Consider the following 2714-nt stretch of genomic DNA (forward strand, 5'->3'; position numbering starts at 1 on the left):
CTGGGCGCATTCAAAAAGGGTCAATTCATCGGATATATGTGGTTCTGCTTTCGTACCTACGAGGAAGATGAGGTTCGCTGCACTTACGTCGTGACACCCGCGGAAGAAGCGGTCTTCGATTTCGACCTGTATCTTTTTCCGCAACACCGCATGGGTCTCGGCTTCGTCGGAATCTGGAACGGCGCCAACAAGTTTTTGCACGAACGCGGGATCAAGTTTACCTTCAGCAGACTTACGCGATTCAATACCGCATCGCGACGCGCTCACCACCATCTCGGTTGGAAGCTCGTCGGCCGCGCCGTTTTCTTGCAGGCATGGCGCCTCGAATTCATGATGGCGACGCTCTTTCCATTCCTGCACTTATCGCTGGGAAAGCCGGGGCACGTTCGGCTGCAGCTGCGTCCCGACGTGTTGCTACCCTAGCCTTGCTAACATTTGCGGCATCGCACAGCGAAACCGGAGCGTCGCCGCCAACCGCGAAATCCGTTGCCACTATATCAGGAGCGAAATGGGTACGACTAAAGAGCTCGATCCGGAAGCCGATCTCCTGGAACGGACGCATCTTGGGATTCTTTTTCGCGTTGTGCAGCTTGCAAAGTTCATCCAGCCCGCTTTCCATCGGATCGCTCGCTGTACCACTCTATAATACGGCGCTTGGGCAACTCGATAGGTATTGGGCGGCAAAAGTGCCGCGTCAAACCCGGTTACGGTACTGGATGGCTTAGGAGATTCCCGCTTTGGATGTGCAGAAAGAAGTTATCAATATATTGGCGGCAGTTCTCAACCTAGGCACTCGCACCGCCTCCTTTACACCGGAAACCCGTTTGCTGGGAAGCGTTCCGGAGCTCGATTCCATGGCAGTCGTTTCGGTCATCACATCGCTAGAAGAACGTTTCGGTTTTGCGATCGACGATGATGATATCGACGGCAGCACGTTTGCCACGATCGGCAGCTTGGTGGAATTTGTAAACCGCAAGCGCGCCTTGTAATTTTCCGTGGGGCCCGAGGTTTTCTACTTGACGGTCGAGGAAGGAAGACGATTGTGCGTGCTCCACCGTCAGCAACAGCGCGCCGAGCGGGGGGCTCTGCTGTACATACACCCATTCGCCGAAGAGATGAACAAATCGCGCCGCGCAGTCGCGGTTGCTGCCAGAGAGCTTGCCAGCGCCGGCTGGACGGTGCTTCAGATCGATCTTTTCGGTTGCGGCGATAGCACGGGAGGGTTCGAAGATGCGACGTGGGAGCTTTGGCTATCCGACGTGGCGGCGGGATGCAAATGGTTGAGCGACCGAGTGCACGGGACGCCGGGACTTTGGGGGTTGCGCGCGGGAGCGCTACTCGCGTGGCAAGCGGCCGCGAGGCTGTATCGGCCAATGAACTTGCTGCTGTGGCAGCCCGTAATATCGGGAAGAACACATCTCTCGCAGTTCCTTCGGCTCAAGGTCGTGCGCTCGATGAGCGGCGACTCCGCCGAGCGCAGCTCCACTCAAGCGCTGCGCGACCGCTTGAACGGTGGCGCCCAGATTGAAATAGCCGGCTATATGCTCTCGCCGTCGCTGGCAATTCCCATGGAACAGGCGGAAATTCGCGTCGCAAACGGGCCGATGGAGACCGTGTCTTGGCTGGAGACGGGATCATCGGCGGAGCTCGCCCCCGCCAGTCGCGAATGCATCGCGCGCCTGACTGGCGCCGGCGTATGCGTGCGCACGAGTGTGGTCTCCGGCTTGCCCTTTTGGCAAACAACCGAGATCGAGGAAAGTCCGGCGCTCATCGCCGCTACGCTCAGCGCGCTCGATACGTGGCCGCGAGCGTCTTAGCCCGCACCGTTTCTGTCGAAACGGATTCCAGGCGGTCTTAGTTTGAAGGCGCGCATTCTTGCAAAGCGACTCCGCAATGGCTAATCGCGGCGTGTCGGTGGTCGTGCCGACTTTCAATCGAGGGCACTACATCGAAGAATGCCTCGATAGTTTGCTCGGGCAAACACTTCGGGCCGAGGAGATTATTGTCGTCGACGACGGCTCCCAGGACGATACCGCGGAGCGCCTCAAGCGCTACCGTCAAGAAATTCGCTACATGCGCAAGGAAAACGGCGGCAAGCCGAGCGCACTGAACCTCGCGATGAATCACGTCCGCGGTCGGTATGTCTGGATATTCGACGACGATGATGTAGCGCTTCCAGACGCTATCGAGCGCCGCATTGCGGTGATGGATCGTCGGCCGGAACTCGGCTTTGTGTATTCAGGCCACTATCTCGGACAGGATGATGAAGGCGGAAAGATCAAGCGCGAAAAGCTGTATCGATTACCCGAAGTTCCGGAAGCCGAGATATTTTTGAGCCTCATGAAGGGATGTTATTTCACGTTGCCAAGTATGCTGGTGCGCACGTCGGCTTACCGGAATGCGGGCCCGTTCGATGAGACCTTGGTGAGCTCGGAAGACTACGACATGATGCTCCGGCTGGCGCACCGTTTTCAAGGTACTGCCCTCGCTGCTCCTACGTTCATAGTGCGTCAGCATGCGGGACAGCGCGGACCGCCCAATCAGCGGTACAGCGAGCGCGAGCGGCAGACCGTTTTTCGGCATTTCGACCAGATTGTCGGCCGCAAGATTCGCATGACCGTCCCCCTGGGCGACTATCTATCGCCGCGACGGGCGGACGTTGGACCTCCCCAGATCGAGCGCGAAGCCCTTTTGAGCAGAATGGTCGTGATGGC

The 2714-nt window shown here is 58.2% G+C and carries 4 protein-coding genes; 3 read left to right on the top strand and 1 reads right to left on the bottom strand.

Annotation, left to right across the window (positions count from 1 at the left end; all coding sequences use genetic code 11):
- A partial coding sequence (locus H0V78_09965) for a hypothetical protein (GenBank protein ID MBA2352084.1) occupies positions 1-360 on the bottom strand: 360 nt, incomplete at its 3' end.
- A gap of 377 nt (positions 361-737) precedes the next feature.
- On the opposite strand from H0V78_09965, the gene H0V78_09970 reads away from it, so the two are divergent.
- The 3 genes from H0V78_09970 to H0V78_09980 form a co-directional block, all read left to right on the top strand.
- On the top strand, positions 738-989 hold the full coding sequence (locus tag H0V78_09970) for an acyl carrier protein (protein ID MBA2352085.1): 252 nt from the start codon (positions 738-740) through the stop codon (positions 987-989).
- A gap of 57 nt (positions 990-1046) precedes the next feature.
- Positions 1047-1817, top strand: a complete 771-nt coding sequence (locus H0V78_09975) for a hydrolase 2, exosortase A system-associated (GenBank protein ID MBA2352086.1) — start codon at positions 1047-1049, stop codon at positions 1815-1817.
- A gap of 76 nt (positions 1818-1893) precedes the next feature.
- On the top strand, positions 1894-2714 hold an 821-nt coding region (locus H0V78_09980), incomplete at its 3' end, for a glycosyltransferase family 2 protein (GenBank protein ID MBA2352087.1).

It is taken from the genome of Burkholderiales bacterium (genome assembly GCA_013695435.1).
GTDB lineage: Bacteria > Pseudomonadota > Gammaproteobacteria > Burkholderiales > JACMKV01 > JACMKV01.